At 67.6% G+C, this 15694-nt stretch carries 10 protein-coding genes; 7 read left to right on the top strand and 3 right to left on the bottom strand.

Annotation, left to right across the window (positions count from 1 at the left end; genetic code table 11):
* Positions 1-25 precede the first annotated feature (25 nt).
* The 5 genes from DMC61_RS18330 to fxsT all read left to right on the top strand — a co-directional run bounded on the left by DMC61_RS18330 (position 26) and on the right by fxsT (position 9340).
* Positions 26-1060: a CdaR family transcriptional regulator gene (locus DMC61_RS18330; protein WP_125690298.1), complete on the top strand. Its 1035-nt coding sequence runs from the start codon at positions 26-28 to the stop codon at positions 1058-1060.
* Positions 1061-1209: 149 nt separating this feature from the next.
* Positions 1210-1926 (top strand): trypsin-like serine protease, encoded by a 717-nt coding sequence (locus DMC61_RS18325; RefSeq protein WP_125690297.1) that lies wholly within the window; start codon positions 1210-1212, stop codon positions 1924-1926.
* A gap of 170 nt (positions 1927-2096) precedes the next feature.
* On the top strand, positions 2097-3890 hold the full coding sequence (locus tag DMC61_RS18320; RefSeq protein ID WP_125690296.1) for a hypothetical protein: 1794 nt from the start codon (positions 2097-2099) through the stop codon (positions 3888-3890).
* A gap of 13 nt (positions 3891-3903) precedes the next feature.
* Entirely contained in the window at positions 3904-4986 is a 1083-nt protein-coding gene (locus DMC61_RS18315; RefSeq protein ID WP_125690295.1) for a MoxR family ATPase, read from the top strand.
* Between the two features lies 1 nt (position 4987).
* On the top strand, positions 4988-9340 hold the full coding sequence (gene fxsT, locus DMC61_RS18310) for an FxSxx-COOH system tetratricopeptide repeat protein (protein WP_125690294.1): 4353 nt from the start codon (positions 4988-4990) through the stop codon (positions 9338-9340).
* Between the two features lies 1 nt (position 9341).
* Here the strand turns inward: fxsT and DMC61_RS18305 are convergent, their stop codons facing one another.
* Genes DMC61_RS18305 through DMC61_RS18295 form a run of 3 tightly spaced genes read right to left on the bottom strand, consistent with a single transcriptional unit; the run spans position 9342 to position 12131 of the window.
* Complete coding sequence (locus DMC61_RS18305) at positions 9342-11144, bottom strand: HEXXH motif domain-containing protein (RefSeq protein WP_125690293.1); 1803 nt, start codon at positions 11142-11144, stop codon at positions 9342-9344.
* Complete coding sequence (locus DMC61_RS18300) at positions 11144-11359, bottom strand: hypothetical protein (protein ID WP_125690292.1); 216 nt, start codon at positions 11357-11359, stop codon at positions 11144-11146. The genes DMC61_RS18305 and DMC61_RS18300 overlap by 1 nt, the downstream gene beginning before the upstream one ends.
* 58 nt (positions 11360-11417) lie before the next feature.
* Complete coding sequence (locus DMC61_RS18295; RefSeq protein WP_016331829.1) at positions 11418-12131, bottom strand: Crp/Fnr family transcriptional regulator; 714 nt, start codon at positions 12129-12131, stop codon at positions 11418-11420.
* 185 nt (positions 12132-12316) lie between these two features.
* On the opposite strand from DMC61_RS18295, the gene DMC61_RS18290 reads away from it, so the two are divergent.
* Positions 12317-12730, top strand: a complete 414-nt coding sequence (locus tag DMC61_RS18290) for a hypothetical protein (protein ID WP_125690291.1) — start codon at positions 12317-12319, stop codon at positions 12728-12730.
* A 428-nt stretch (positions 12731-13158) separates the two neighbouring features.
* A complete protein-coding gene (locus DMC61_RS18285; RefSeq protein WP_125690290.1) occupies positions 13159-15690 on the top strand; it encodes a phosphocholine-specific phospholipase C in 2532 nt (843 codons plus the stop codon).
* Positions 15691-15694: the final 4 nt, after the last annotated feature.

Here is a 15694-nt window from a genome sequence, read left to right as displayed (position 1 = left end):
ACGATCGCCGCGTAGGCTCGCCGGCATGGAGGCACTGGCCGCGCGGTTGTCGCATCTGGATCCCGACGTCGAGGGCGTGATCCGGGTCGTGATGTTCTACGACACCCTGATGCGGCGGCGGGTCGATCTCCCCGCCCTCGCCCGCGCCACCGCCGGGCTGGCGGAATGCGCGGCGGGCATCCGGCTCCACAGCACCGGGCGCACCATCCGCATGGCCCCCGACGGACGCGAAGCCGCTCCGGCCTCCGTGCCCGTGTCCATCACGACGGTGGTCACCCTCGACGACGAAGAGATCGGCACGGTCTGGCTGGAACGCGAGGGCGAGCCGGGTGCCCTCGACGAAGCGGTGCTGGACCGCCTCGCGATCGCCGTCGCGACGGTCGTCGAGCGGTACGGGCCCGCCCGCACCACCATGGCCGATCCGGCGCTGGTGGAACTCGTGATCAGCTCCGCCAGCGACGACGCCGCCAGGAACCGGGCCTTGCGGCTGCTGGGTTTCCCCGGCGACGCGCCGATCCGCGTGGTCGCCGTCCGGTCCGGCCTCGCGCTCGAGAAGATCGGGGGCCTGATCTGCCAAGGGCGCCCGGTCAAGGCCGCGTCACTCGGCGACGTCGGCATCATCCTGGCCGCCGCGGTGGATCCGGCCCGGTTCCCCGAAGACGTCCGGGCGGGGATCGGCGATGCCGAATGCCCGCATCGGTCCTGGCAGGACGCGACGACGGCGCTGCGGTTCACGACCGCGCGCCGTCCGGTGATCCACTATCGCGACCTCGGGGCCCTCGCGCTGCTCGCGCGGATCCCGGAGGAGGACACGCGGGCCAACGCCGACGTCGTCGCGATCACGAAACTGGCCGCGGATCCGGAGGACCTGCGGACGCTGGACGCCTACTGCGCCACGGGTTCCGTGCGCCAGGCCGCCGATTCCCTGCACCTGCACCACAGCAGCGTGGCGCGCCGGCTGACCCAGATCGGCAAAAGCCTGTCCGTCGACTTGACCGACCCGCTCGGCCTGACGCGGGTGAGGCTCGCCCTCACCGCTTGGCGCCTGCTAGGCGAGTGACTACCTAATGATCTTCGCCGGGCCGTCGAAATAAATAGGTAGCCCACGCGAACTTTCGTCGGTTTCCGGCTTCCCTTGGCACGACACAGAATCAGCGCGTTCGTCCCCACTGAAGCGGCCGGATCCCCGCCGCAGAAATGAGTCGGAACATGCGACTGCGCTCTCTTGTCCTGGTCGCCGGCACCGCGTTCATGGCGCTGCTCGGCTCGACCGCCCCCGCCGCGACCGCCGCCGAGCCCTCGGGCGTGCAGCCGATGATCATCGGTGGTCAGTACGCGCAGAACGCTCCCTGGGCGGCCAGGCTGTTCGTGAACGGCCAGCAGAACTGCACCGCCACGATCATCGCGCCGCAGTACATCCTCACCGCCAAGCACTGTGTCGCCGGCAGCGGCAGCTACACGTTCCGCATCGGCAGCCTCGACCAGCAGAGCGGCGGCACCATGGCCACCGCGGCGAGCATCACCCGTCACTCGGGCGCGGACCTCGCCATCGTGCGGCTGACCAGTTCGGTCAACGCCACCTACTCGCCGCTCGGCACCACGAGCAATGTCGCGGTCGGGCAGAACGTCCAGGTGTACGGCTGGGGTGCGACGAGCCAGTGCGGCTCGGAGATCAACTGCCAGTCCCGCTACCTGAAGGTCGCCACCGTCCGGGTCAACTCGGTCAGCTGCAGCGACTACAACGGCGGGGTCGCGGTCTGCGCGAACCGCGTCGACGGCATCACCGCCGGCGGTGACTCGGGCGGCCCGATGTTCTCCGGTGGCCGCCAGGTCGGCGTCGCCTCGACGAGCGACCGGTCGAACAACACCGCGTACACCAACATCACCCGCTACCGGAGCTGGATCCAGCAGATCGCCGGAGTCTGACCGCCTTCGTGAGTGGTGAGGACGGTTGGAACAGTCCTCACCACTCACGAGCGTTAACACCGATCCACCGCACCCTATTTGTCAATTGACACTCAACTCCGGGCCCATCGACGCGATAATGTGGCGGTCGGCGCCGGTGGGTCGGCGCCATGGACCTTGGGAGGGGGCCAGTGGCGCGACCGACGCGGGCTCTCGATCGCACGATCGTCGTGGTGGACGTCGTGGGGTTCACCGCGCCGGACCGCAACCGTCTCGACCGGCTCGCCGTGCACCAGGGCATGTACGAGGTCTTGAAGATCGCGTTCGCGGAAAGCGGTATCGACTTCGATTCCTGCGCGCACGAGGACCGCGGCGACGGCGTCTTGATCCTGCTTCCGCCCGGAACGACCAAAAGCCTGGTCGCGGACCTGCTCCCGGATCGCCTCGGGGTCGCCCTCCGCCGGTACAACCACACGCGGACCCCGCAGGCCCAGATGCGGCTGCGGGTGAGCCTCAACTCCGGCGAGGTGATCGGCGACGGCAACGGCTGGGTCGGGGACGCGGTCGATATCGCTTTCCGCATTCTCGACGCGCAACCGGTGAAGGAGTCCTTCGCCGAATCCGGTCGGATGATCGCTTTCATCTCTTCGGAGCGTTTTTTCGCGGACGTCATCGAGAAGGACCCGGGCTTGTTGCCCGAGTTGTACACTCCGCTACCTGTTTCGGTGAAGACGTTCACCGGAATGGCTTATTTACGGCTGCACGGGGAAGTCATCGCGGATTCGGCGGTGGTGCGCGCCGAGGATCTCCTCCCTGCCGACCTGGCGGGTCCCGTTCTGGAGTTGATCCCCCGCAAGGATCTGGTGGGCCTGTGCCGTCATCTGACCGGAATGCGAATCCCCAATCCGGCGGTCATGGTGAGCCGTGCGCTCGGGCCCGCGGTCCCGGCGCCCCGGTTGGACGGCGTCACCGACGCCTGGGAGATCTTCCAGCTGCTCACCGACTTCAACGCGGGACCGGACGGGATCCCGCCCGCGTTGACCTTTCTCGGGCTGCTGGCCGAAAACGCCGGCGGCAAGCCGAATCCGATGATCGAGGGCTGGCTGGCGAACCAGGCCAGGTCGCTGCGGCTCGCCCCGGCGCTGGGGAATCAGCGGCTGACCAGGCCGCCCATTCCGGATCGCCCGCACCTGCATTTGCTGATCATGCTCGAACCGGTTTCCGCGGATCCGACGCGGTGCACGCTCGCCTTTTGGCGGCAGGACGATCCGGAGGTCTGGCCGCCGTCGCTCGGCGGTGTGCGCGAAATCGGAATCGACGAGGTCGAGCTCAGGGTCGATGACGTCATCCTGGAGACCGAGGGTGTCTGGTCCGGCCAGAGCATGTCCGCGTCGGTGGAATTCCTCCTGCCGAGGACGTTGATCAATTTGCCGGTGCAGCGATGGGCGAAGGAACACGACACCGGTCAGCCTCAGCCGTTGCGCTACGGGTACCGTCTCGGAATACGGTCTTTGGAGAGGATGCGGGCGAGGCATTGGCATCGCGCATGGCACGTTCGCTGGGATTCGATGGTGAAGGACCCCGCCGCCGACCGGTTGCACTATTCCGGTCGCCCCGAGGTCGAGGATCACCCGATCGACGCAATACTGAGCGACGAACATTGGGTCGGTCTGGTATTGGCGAAACCGCCGTCGCCCCAAGCGAAACCGGACGGTGCGCCGGACGAACTGACGAGCGCGCTCCGCAGTGGGCTGCCGGTCGTGCTGTGGCATCCGGACGCGGAGCCGGAGACCCTGCGCGAGTTGCTCGACTGGGTATTGGCCGCGGAGAGCGGTTTCAACGAACTTCCGGATCGCCGCAAACTGGCGAATTCCGGTATGGCGGTACCGTTCAAGAATTCTCTGGCTCACGATCTGGTGGTAATGTGGGACGACCCCAAACGCGTGATCGTTCTGGACCAGCCGTTGATCCCGACTCGACTGTAAGGGGATGCCGCGGATGAGCGGGAACGATCAGGACGCGGCCGTGGACGGCCGGACTCCTCGGCTCGACGCACCCGATTGGTGGATCTACCGGGGCACCGGTATGCCGATTCACGACATCGACCTCGCGCAGCTTCTGCCCGCCCCGCCACCGTGGCGGTCTTATCGCGGTGACCCGCCACCGGAGAACGACGTACCGCCGCCGGACGACGGCGAGGTGGAACGTCGTCTCGGCACCGCGTTCACGCTTTCGGAGCAGAACGCCGACGCGGGCGAGCTGAACATGGTCAACGCCGCCCTGTACTTGCGGCGTCCGTTGCTGGTCACGGGAAACCCGGGAACGGGGAAATCGAGCCTCGCGTACCGGATCGCCAGGGAACTGGGGCTGGGCAGGGTGCTGCGCTGGGCGATCACCAGTCATACCGCGCTGAGTTCCGGGCTGTACGGCTACGACGCGATCGGCCGGGTCCAGGCGGCCGCGACCAGCCAGGCCCAGCGCGGCGGCGAGGCCGAAGAACCCCCGATCGGTGATTTCGTCCGGCTGGGCCCGCTGGGCACCGCCTTCCTTCCCAGCAGGCTGCCGCGCGTCCTGCTGATCGACGAACTCGACAAATCCGAGGCGGATCTGCCCAACGATCTGCTTTCGATCTTCGAGGACGGCGAATTCTCCATCGAGGAATTGACGCGCGTGCGCAACCGGCATCCCGAAGTCACCGTGCACACCGCCGACCCGCAGCGCACCGCCGTGGTCCGCGACGGCCGGATCGCCTGCCACGCCTTCCCGATCGTCATCATGACCAGCAACGGGGAGCGGGAATTCCCGCCCGCGTTCCTGCGCCGCTGCCTGCAGTTGCGGATCGAGAACCCGGACGAGGAGCAGCTCGCCGCGATCGTGGCCGGTCATCTGGTCGGTGAAAACGGAGAACACCGGGACAGGCTCATCCGGGAATTCGCCGAACGGAGCAAGGCGGAAGGCGGGCTCCCCACCGACAGGCTGCTCGACGCCGTCTATCTCGCGACGTCGGGCGCGTACCAGCCGGATCAGGAGGCATGGCCGCGGCTGGTGGACGCTCTGTGGCAACGACTGACGGTGCGGTGACATGGAGGGGCCGGGCGGTGTGTCCGACTCGCGTTCCGCCCCGGTGGCGGAGCGGTTCGGCTTCGAGGACCTGAACTGGACCGACGTCGCCGACATCGTGTGGCTGGCCGCGGCCATCTCCCCACGGCGTGCCGGCGGTGCATCGGCGCCACCCGAGGAGCCCGAACGGACGCACGAAGACGTGCGGATCCGCAACGCGCCTTCCGAACGCGGGGAAATTCCGGAACTTCCCGAACCGGAGCCGTCCCGGCTCGTCGACGTCCCACCGGAGGAGGCCGCCGACGGTCAGGTCGTCGCGATCGAGGCCGTTCCCGGTGAGCTGCCGGAACCCGCGGTGGACGGCGACGGGCCCGGGGGAGCGGTACTCCTCGAATCGCTGGAGTACTTCCGTGCGCTGAGAATCCTGAAACGGGAGATGGCTTCGCGGCGACACAACAATGTGGTCCTGGACGAAGTGGCGACCGCCGTCCGGGTCGCGGAGACCGGACGGTGGTGGCCGGTCACCCGATCGAGAAAAGAGCGCTGGCTGGACCTGACGCTCGTCCTCGACAACGGTCCGTCGATGGCCTTGTGGCGCCCCAGGGTGTCCGCGTTCGTCGAATTGCTCGGACAGGTGGGTGCTTTCCGCACCATTCAGGTCCGGCTGTTGGAAACCGCCAAGGACACCGAAGAGGATCTCGTTCTTCGTGGTGGCACGCCCGGCGCGCCCGCCCGGGATCCGGACGAGATCGTGGATTCGTCGGGGCGGCGTGTGGTGTTGCTGCTGACCGACGGTGTGGGTGACGCCTGGCAGAAGAAGGACGCCCTCTATCCGATGCTGGCGCGGTGGGGCAGGAAGATGCCGGTGAGCATCGTGCACCTGCTCCCGCAATGGCTGTGGGGCCGGTGCGGTATGAGTCCGCACAAGGCGCGGTTGAGAGTGCCGAACGCGGTGGCGCCCAACGGCCGCTGGAAATGCGACCTCGCGGACGCTTGGCTCGAACCAGGCTCGAAAGTGCCGGACCACCTCGTCCCGGTGCCGGTCCTCGAACTGCGGCCGAGGTCGCTGGGCTGGTGGGCCGGACTGATGACCGGCGAAAACGACGAAGCCGTGGAAGGGACCGTTGTCCTCGCCTCGGAGCGGATTTCCGAGTCCGATTTCGATGACCCGCCGGTAACTTTGTCACCCGCCGAAAGAGTGCAACGATTCCGCAGTGTTGCGTCGCCGCCGGCGCTACGCTTGGCGCAGTTGCTCGCGGCGGTACCGGTCCGTCTCGATGTGGCGAAGCTGGTGGGACAGGAATTCGTTCCGGAAGCGGGCCCGGAACACCTCCTCGAACTTTTGCTTTCGGGGATGATGTACGCTCCCGCACTCAGGGAGGGCGAGTCCACTTGGGACACAGACGGGGTCTTCGCTTTTCCCGAGGCAGTCCGGGAACTGCTGCTCAGCGGCGCGCGGCGGTCGGAAACGGCCAAGGTCGTCCGAGTGGCCGCCACCCATTTCGGGGACCGGATTGGGCTGATCAAACACCTCCGAGACGCCATCGCCGACCCGAACAACACACCGGACCCAGACCTCACCCGCGAGTCCCCGGCCGATGTGGAGCTGGAAACCGCGCTCATGAGAGCCCTTTCCGGGCCGTACCTGTCCCGGGCGGACCGGCTGCGGAACGCGGCGGCAAGCCAAGTCCTCCAAAAACACCTATCTGAATCAAAGACTGAGAGCTCGATGATGCCTGAGACGGCCGAACGTCCACCTGCCTCGACGCCTGTGACACAGGGACGCTCGCCTTATCTCACTGAGCCCGAAGCGAACGAGCCGACCACCCGGATCGTGCATCCCTCGGCGTCGGAAACCTCCCGGAGCTTCCCCACCCGCCAGCCCGACGACCCGCCGCTCGTCTTCGGCAACGTCCCCCCGAGGAACCCCAACTTCACCGGTCGCGACGAATTGCTCGACCAGCTCACGAAGCGGTTGAGCAGTGGTACCACCGCCGTGCTTCCTTCGGCGCTGCACGGTCTCGGTGGTATCGGCAAGACGCAGATGGCCGCCGAGTACATCTACCGGCATCTCCAGGATTACGACCTCGTCTGGTGGATCGACGCCGCGCACACCACCCAGATCCGCGCCGGTCTCACCGAACTCGCCGGAATCCTCGGCCTGCACGGCGCGTCCGAAGCCAGTGTCGCGGTCCCCGCGGTCATCGAGGCACTCCGGACCGGGCGCCCCTTCCGCCGCTGGCTCCTGGTCTTCGACGCCGCGGAAAGCCCGGAGACCGTGCTGCCGTTCTTCCCGCGCAACGGTCCCGGCGAAATCCTGATCACCTCGCGGAACTCCGACTGGGCGGGTATCGCGCGCCCGCTGGAACTCGCGGTGTTCAAGAGAGAGGAAAGCGTCGAGCTGCTCGGCCGCCGCGGTCCGGAGATCGACCCTGCCGACGCCGACCAGCTCGCCGAGAAGCTCGGCGACCTGCCCTTGGCCGTGGAGCAGGCGGCGGCCTGGCGCGCGGTGACCGGGATGCCGGTGCAGGAATATCTGCGCCTGTTCGACGAGTCGGTCGAGGAAATCCTCGACACCGCTTCGGCGCCCGACAACGAGGTATCCGTCGCCGCCGCGTGGAACGTTTCGTTCGAGGAACTGAAGACCCGCAACCCGGCGGCGCACCAGATCCTGCACATCTGCGCCTTCTTCTCCCCGGAACCGATCTCGCGTGACCTGCTGACCGGGGTCAACCGGGTGTCGATCTCGCCCGAGCTCGACGCCGCGCTCCGTGACCCGATCAAGCTGGCGCGCGCCATCCGTGACATCAACCGTTATGGCCTCGCCAAGATCGACCACGGGAACAACACCCTTCAGCTGCACCGGCTGGTGCAGCTGGTGCTGCGCAACCGGGTCATGGCCCGGCAGGTGCACGCGCGCATGCAGCACGGTGCCCACCAGCTGCTCGCCGCGCTGGACCCCAACGACCCCGAGTCCAGCAGGCACTGGTCGCGCTATCGCGAACTGCTGCCGCACGCCTACGCGGCGAACGTCCTGGACTGCGACAACGACTGGCCGCGTCAGCTCTACATCAACCTGATGCGTTACCTCTTCGAGTACGGCGATCACGAAGAAGCGGCACGGCTCGGCCTCGAAGCGCGCAAGCGGTTCACCGACGTCCTCGGCCCCACACATCCGCAGACCCTCGAAGTCTCGTCGAGGCTCGGGCTCTACCTGTGGGCGATCGGCCGGTACTCCGAAGCCGCGGAACTCAACCAGCGCACTCTCGCCCTGCGTTTGCAGATCTCCAGTGAAGAGAACGAGGAGACCTTCGCGCTTCAGCGGAACATCACGATCGATCTCCGGGCGCAGGGTGATTTCGCCGCGGCGACCAAACTGAGCGAAGAGATCTATCACAAGGCCAAGCGGATGTTCGGTGAAGACGACCCGGAGACGCTCTACGCCGCGTATCAACACGCGATCAGCCTGCGGTTGGCCGGTGCCTACCGGGAGGCATTGGAACTGGATCAGGACACCCTACGGCGGCGGATCGAGGTTCTCGGCCGCGATCACGTTCGCACCTTCAGCGTCAACAGTTCGGTGATCGTCGATCTGCGCGAAGCGGGCGAATACGGCCAGGCCCGGATTCAGCAGGAGAGGCTGACGGAGAATTTCGTCGCCCGCTTCGGCGGGGAACAGCTGGACGCGACCGTCAACTCGTTCCTGCTTTCGGTGACCAGGCGGAAGGACGGCGACCACCCCGGGGCGCTCAGCTTGTCCACGGAGGCCCTCAAGAGGTTCCGGCTCGCTTATGGCGACGACCATGGCACGACGATGGCCACGGCACTCGCGCATTCGATCGATCTTCGCCACTCGGGTGATCTGGCCGCGGCGAAGAAGCTCGGTGAGGGCACCTTCGAGCGGTACCGCGGCGGTCTCGGCGAATATCATCCGCACACGCTCGCGGCCAACGTCAACCTGGCGGTGACGTTGCGCCTGATGGGCGACCCCACGGCCGCCCGCGTCCTCGACGAGCGTGCCCTCGAGCAGTTCCGCGCCACCATCGGCCCGGACCATCCCTATGCCATCACCGCCGCGATCAACCTGGCGAGTGACCTGGCCGCGGTGGCTGAGCTCGACCGCGTGGTCGAGCTGGGACGAGACGCGATCGAACGTGGCACACAGGTGCTCGGCGAGGATCACCCCACGGTCCTGGCGGCGTCGTTCAACCTCGGCTTGGATCTGGCCGCGCTGGGTCGGACGGAAGAGGCCGCACCGTTCCGCGACCCGATCCTGGCGCGGTACCGCCGGATCTTGGGCGAGGCCCACCCGGGAACGCAGGCCGCCGGTCGCGGTGCCCGGGCCAACTGCGACATCGACCCGATCCTGATGTGAGTCAAGCCGGCACGAGCTGCCCGATCCAGGAGGCGAGTTCCTCCACGGTCGGCGGCCGCGTGCCGGATCGTAAGGACCGGTGCACCGCGCGGACCAGTTCGGGACAGTGCAGCAGGGCGCGGGCGGCAGGGTGGAGGCCTCGGGCGGAGAGCGCGAGGCCCAGCCCGACCAAGGAGCTCGGCCGGTCCGGATCCGCGGCGAGCTCCCGCCGGTAGCCCTCGACGGCTTCGAGGTGATCGCCGGCGGTGTAGGCGATGTCGGCCGCGGTGGCGCCGGGTACCGTCAGCGGTCGCCCCGCGCCGCCGAGCGCGAGCCGGATGAGGTCCGTCCTGGCCGGGGACCAGGCTCCGTCCGGTATCGGCGTCGGAGGAAGGCTTGTCGCGTCGAGACTCGCGGGAGGCCTCGATCTTCCGCTGAGCCACGCCGCCGCGAGTTCGGCGACCACGGACGGGTCCGGACGCAGGTGCCGGGCTCGCCAACCCGCGCGGTGATCGCGGCGGGCGGCGGTGGCAAGCTCACTCGCCTCCGCCGAGACCGGCTCGCTCTGCCACGGCCCGAGGCGTTCGGCGACGCCGTCGAGAAACCGTCGGCCGGCGTCGGTCAGCGTCGAGTCCACGCGCAGCACTTGCAGGGTGTGCCACGTTTGCTCACGCCAGTAGGCGAATTCGAAGCCGGAGCGCAGGGGACTCGTCCCGTCCCTGGCCAAGGCACGCCAGAAGGCGGTGACGCCGAAGAAGGCGTAGACCCCTTGAAGAGCGCCGCTCAGGGGACGTGGATCGTCTCGCCAGGCCACATAGATCCGCTCTCGAGGGTCCGGCTCGTACAACTCGACGAGATGCAGCAGACCGCCGAGCACGATGTGCTGGAATTCGTGGATCAGGGTTTCGGCGAGCGACGCTCCGTCGGTGGGCAGTCCGACGACCGCGCTGCCGAACGCCTCCCCGGTCGACGCGCTCGGATTGCGGAAGAGCACCTGAGGTTTCGGAACCAAGGACGCCAATCCCACCGGCATGATGCGGGCCAAACCGGGCAGATGGGTGGCGACCAGGCGGCAGGCTTCATCGATCAGCCGCTGCCAATTCGCCAGGTCTTTTCCTGGTAGCCGTTCCGGCGGGATCGGTTCGTAAAGTCCACGGTAGGGATCGAGGTCGTCGAGCCACAACGAGAACCGGTGAGCGCCGACGTGACTCCGTACCCGTCGGATTCCCCACCAACCCGGGGCGTCGACGTCGGGTGCGTCCGGCAGGTGAACCGTCGTGCCGGCGTTCGACACGGAGTACCGGCCGTTCACGCCACGCACGACGACCGAAGAAAACGTTTCGGTGTCCGGAAATCGAGCCATCCCGAGGGAAGGGAGCATGGCGTTGCCGTGCCACGCCGGGATGACGGTCTCGAAGTCGAGCTCCGCCCGGATCGCCGCGGTCGCCGCGATCGCGTGCGCGTGCCCCAGGTGCATCCACAAAGGACCAACGCCGTCGATTCCGTTGCGGAGCAGGCGAATCGTATAGCCCGCCCAGCTTCCGGTATACGGATTGGTGAGCATCCTGTTCACCGAACGGGGTGCTCGTGCCTCGGCACGGGCGAGGAGTTCCCAAGCGGAATCCAGCGGCGGTAACGGGCCTGAATGATCCGGTGTCTTCGCGGCTTCGGTCAGCAAGGCGTGGATCAGTAGTTTGCGACGGCTTCGTTCGGCTCGTCGCAGCCGTCGTGCCATGTCCTCGTCGCCGTCGAGACGCGCGAGCGCATCGAAGTCCCGCCAAGACAACCGGTGGAACGCGGGACGCGACCCGGCCGATGGCGGCATCAGTCGATCCGCTCACCGTTGTTCCCGGTGCCGCTTCTGTAGCGTGCGCGGACAAGGGTGGTGCGTTCGACGACATGGTGAGCCGAATGGCGGAAGGCTTCGCCGTCCAGCTCCCGTAACGCGGTGAAGGAGACCGCGTCGAGATCGAGCAACGCCGATTCGATGTCCGGTTCCGTGTCTGCCGAGAAAGAACTCATCGTGCCGATTCCCTCCACCCGTGAAACGGTTGCGAGAGTTGAACCTCGCTCAGGATAGCCGAGATTTCGCGCCGGATCAGGCCTCGGCGGCCGGTGGAGGCCGTCCGGCCGCCAATTCCCGTAGTGCGCGAGGGCTGGTGATGGTGACGCGCTGACGGGCGGTGCGCACCACGCCCAGTCGCCGGAGTTCGTCGAGGCCACGGATCAGGGTGCTGCGCGAGACGCGCGCGAAGCCCGCCAATTCTCCTTGGTTGAAGCGGAGATCGATCTGTTTCCCGGCTGTCCAGTCGACAGCGTGCTGCAACGCGAGTTCCAGGAGAACGGCGGCGAGGCGTTGCGGGAAATCCGGACCGCCGGATTCGAGACGCAGCCGGTCGGATTGCTGCAGCCGGATCGCCGCGGTTCGGAAGATTTCCTCGGCGATACGCGGCTGGTCGCGTAATACACCGAGGAATTTGTCCCTCGGCACGACGAGGGTGTGCACCTCGTCGATCGCCGACATCGTGGCGGAACGGGGGAGTCCGCTGATCGGGGCCAGTTCGCCGACGATTTCCGCGGGACCACGGGCGGCGAGCGGGGCGTCCTCGCCGCGGTAGTTGGTGGCGCTGATCTTCACCCAGCCGTGCAGGACGACGAACATGCTGGTGGGCGGACTGCCCTGGAGGGCGAGGATCTGGCCGGGGCGCCACACTTTCAGGTGGCCGGCGCGCCGGAGGGCGGACTGTTCGGCCGGGGTCAGCCGCCGCCAGGTGCCGAGACTCCCGTTTTCAGCCGCGGGGGAACCGGTCATCGTGGCCCTCCGGTTCCCCGGGAACCGGATCGGTGCTGTGTTCCATATGACGCATCAGCCACTCCCCCGACTCGTCAGCATGGTCAGTGGGCAGAACGACCCGGAAGTTTCGAACCGCGACCGGTAATTGTGCCAGGCACGGGGTGACTTCACCAGGCCTCGGGCCGGCGACGGGGGAGGGTGTCATGCGCAGTGCGGAAAGTGTCATGGGACGGCCGAAGGATCACCGCAACGTGCCGGTCGGGCAGAACCCGCGGACGCCCAAGGCGTTCGGCCGAAGACCGGCGTTCTTCGCGCCGCACCCGCCGCTGATGTCCGGCGGGTGGTATCAGGGCGACGACCACGAGGTCGTCGGCCCCGGGCGGTATCCGGTTCCCCGTCCACCCGCCAAATCGGCGAAGGCCGCGTTGCTGTGGGCACTGTTCCTGGGCCCGCTGGGCCTTTGTTACGTGTCATCCGTCGGTGGGCTGATCGCGACGGCGGTCTCGGTCACGGCGATCACCTTCGGCGGCGCCGCGCTCGTGGCGGTGATCTGGCCGGTCGTCGTGGTGCTTTCCCTGGCGGCCTTGTCCGGGCGTCCGGACGACGACAGGAGATGACGTCCGGCCGGTTTCCGGCCGGATGACCGCGGTGGGGGACGCTCAAGGGGGGCGGCCCCCACCGCGGTTCCCCTCGTGAGTGCCTGGCGCCGCACTCGCGTGATTGAAGGCGGAACTCGCGTGATCAGGGGCGGAACACTCGAGTTCCGCCTTCAGTCACGCGAGTTACGTGCCCGATCACGCGAGTCACGCCTGTGTTCACGGACTTTCGATCAGAAGGTACTAGGACACGGTTGGCTCCAACCGTCCCCACCACTCACGAGGGTCGCGACCCTCCGAAAGTCGCGTCATCTTGCTCCGATCATGCAGCCCCTGGGCCGAACCCTTGAACCGATCAGGCACCTATGTTTCTATCTGCTCGATAGTCCGAGCAAAGGTGCAGTTTCGAACACGATCGAACGGGTTCAACGCAATTCCTGGAGGGCTCCGTGCGCCGTCGTACCCTGCTGAAGGCCGCTGGTGCGGCTTCCGCGTTCACCTTGCTTCCGGCGAGCGTCCGGCAGGCGCTCGCCGCCGAGGCGCCGACGGGCGGGCTCGACGTCATCGAGCATGTCGTGGTGTTCATGCAGGAGAACCGGTCGTTCGACCACTATCTCGGGACCTTGCGCGGCGTACGGGGTTTCAACGATCCAGCCGCGATCAAACTACCGTCGGGGGCGTCGGTCTTCCAGCAACCCGACGGCACGGGCACTCTGCTCCCGTACGCGATCGACGATCAGTTCATGGCCGACGTCGACCACAGCTGGTCCGGCGGGCACCGGGCGTGGAACAAGGGGCGTCACGACGCGTGGCGTGCGGCCAAGGGCGTCCGGTCGCTGACCTATCACACCCGTTCGGCACTGCGGTTCTACCACGAACTGGCCGACGCGTTCACCCTCTGCGATGCCTACCACTGCTCGGAAATGGGGCCCACCAACCCGAATCGGCTCTACCTGTTCACCGGCAAACTCGGCTACGAGCCGGACGGCACGACCCGGGCGATCGGCAACGACGCCTGGCAGAACCCCGGCCACACCGGCTACACGTGGAAGACCTACGCCGAGCGGCTCCAGGCCGCCGGCCGCAGTTGGCGCGTTTATCAGGAATGGGACAATTACGGCGACAACTCGCTGGACTATTTCAGCAGCTTCCTCGCCGTCGGAACCAAGGCACTGTCGAAGGTGAAGGACTCGGCGGGCAAAGCCTTTCCGAAGCTGGAGTACTTCTACTACGCCCTCGATTCGGCTTCGGCTGCCGAGCGCGCCCGGCTGCTCGACGGACTGGCGGCCGGTGTGGCGACACTGACCGCGTCCGAACGCGCGTTGTACGACCGCGGACTCGCCCGGGTCGCGCCGAAACAATTGCTGAGTGCTTTCAAGGGCGATGTCGACGCGGGCAGGCTGCCGTCGGTGTCGTGGATCGTCGCGCCGGAATCCCAGACCGAACATCCCGCGTGGGGCCCGAACACCGGGGCCGATCTGGTGAAGTCGATCCTCGACACGATCGCGTCCGAACCCGAGGTGTGGAACAAGACGTTGTTCCTGCTGACCTACGACGAGGACGGCGGTTTCTTCGACCACATGCCGCCGCCCGCGCCGCCGGCCTCCGACGACGCGGGCAAGAGTTCCGTCGCCACGACCGACGAATTCGTCTCCGGTGAGCCGATCGGGCTGGGCATACGGGTGCCGATGTTCGTGATCTCGCCGTGGAGCCGCGGCGGGAAGGTGTGTTCGGAGGTCTTCGACCACACTTCCGTGCTGCGCTTCCTCGAACAGTGGAGCGGCGTCGCCGAGCCGAACATCTCGCCGTGGCGGCGCACCGTCTGCGGTGACCTGACTTCGGCGCTGGACACGACGTCGCCGAGCGCGAGCTATCCGGTGCTGACCAAACCGGTGCCGACGAGCGGGCCGTGGAACACCCAGCCGCAGCCGCCGTCCGTGCAGAAGCTTCCCGTCGCGGAGACCGGGGTACGCACCGCGCGCCCGTTGCCCTACCGGCTGGCGGCTTCAGGGCGGGTGACGGCCGAACGGTTTTGGATCGACTTCGCCAATACCGGAACAGCGGGCGCTCACTTCTCCGTGTACGCCAACGCGCACCGGACCGACGGGCCGTGGCGCTACACCGTCGGCGGGAACGCGACGCTTGCCGATTACTGGCAGGCCGGTTCCCCGAACGGTGCGTACGACCTCACCGCGCACGGCCCCAACGGTTTCCTGCGCCGGTTCGCCGGAAACCGGATCACCGCGACCACCGGCGGCAAGCCGAATCCGGAAGTCGTGCTGCGGCCGGGTTCCGGCGTCGTGTACCTGAAGATGACCAACGCGGGCGCCGCCTGTGAACTGACCGTGCGGACGGGGAACCGGGGCGGTGGACCGTGGACGTACACGGTCGCCCAGGGCGCGACGGTCGAGGACTGGTTCAGCACCGAAGGCGGCATGGGCGGCTGGTACGACCTGACCGTTCAGGGGCCGGATGGCTTCCTTCGCCGCTTCGCGGGCCATGTCGAGACGGGCGCCGAGACCATCAGCGACCCGGTCATGGGCTCCGGGCCGCTCACCGTCACCGTCCGCTCGGCCGACAGTCAGGAGGCCGTGGGGGAGAACGGCGCCGCCGCGAACGCCGTCGACGGGAACCCCGCCACTCACTGGCACACCAAGTGGTCCGGTGGGGAAGACCCGCTGCCGCACGAACTGCAACTCGATCTGGGTGCCGCCCGCACCGTGACGGGTTTGACCTACTTGCCGCGTCAGGACGGTTCCGACCACGGGCGCGTCGGTGGCTACGAAGTCCATTTGAGTGCGGACGGCTCGGCCTGGGGGAGTCCCGTCGCCGCGGGTACCTTCGCGGACGACGCCGCCCGGAAGACCCTGCGGTTCTGGCCGGCCAGGGCGCGGTATGTGCGGTTCCGCGCCCTCACCGAGGCGGGCGGACGCGGACCGTGGACGTCGGCGGCGGAGGTCACCCCGCTCGGCTGGACGTGACGCG

It is taken from the genome of Amycolatopsis sp. WAC 04169, assembly GCF_003947535.1.
Lineage (GTDB): Bacteria > Actinomycetota > Actinomycetes > Mycobacteriales > Pseudonocardiaceae > Amycolatopsis > Amycolatopsis keratiniphila.
Note: the sequence above shows the minus strand (reverse complement) of the source record. Positions and strands in the feature narration are given on the sequence as shown.

What these genes read in the sequence shown, in the direction of transcription:
- DMC61_RS18330 (WP_125690298.1), top strand. Translation starts at nt 26, where the DNA reads ATGGAGGCACTGGCCGCGCGGTTGTCGCATCTGGATCCCGACGTCGAG.
- DMC61_RS18325 (WP_125690297.1), top strand. Translation starts at nt 1,210, where the DNA reads ATGCGACTGCGCTCTCTTGTCCTGGTCGCCGGCACCGCGTTCATGGCG.
- DMC61_RS18315 (WP_125690295.1), top strand. Translation starts at nt 3,904, where the DNA reads ATGAGCGGGAACGATCAGGACGCGGCCGTGGACGGCCGGACTCCTCGG.
- fxsT (WP_125690294.1), top strand. Translation starts at nt 4,988, where the DNA reads ATGGAGGGGCCGGGCGGTGTGTCCGACTCGCGTTCCGCCCCGGTGGCG.
- DMC61_RS18305 (WP_125690293.1), bottom strand. Translation starts at nt 11,144, where the DNA reads ATGCCGCCATCGGCCGGGTCGCGTCCCGCGTTCCACCGGTTGTCTTGG.
- DMC61_RS18295 (WP_016331829.1), bottom strand. Translation starts at nt 12,131, where the DNA reads ATGACCGGTTCCCCCGCGGCTGAAAACGGGAGTCTCGGCACCTGGCGG.
- DMC61_RS18290 (WP_125690291.1), top strand. Translation starts at nt 12,317, where the DNA reads ATGCGCAGTGCGGAAAGTGTCATGGGACGGCCGAAGGATCACCGCAAC.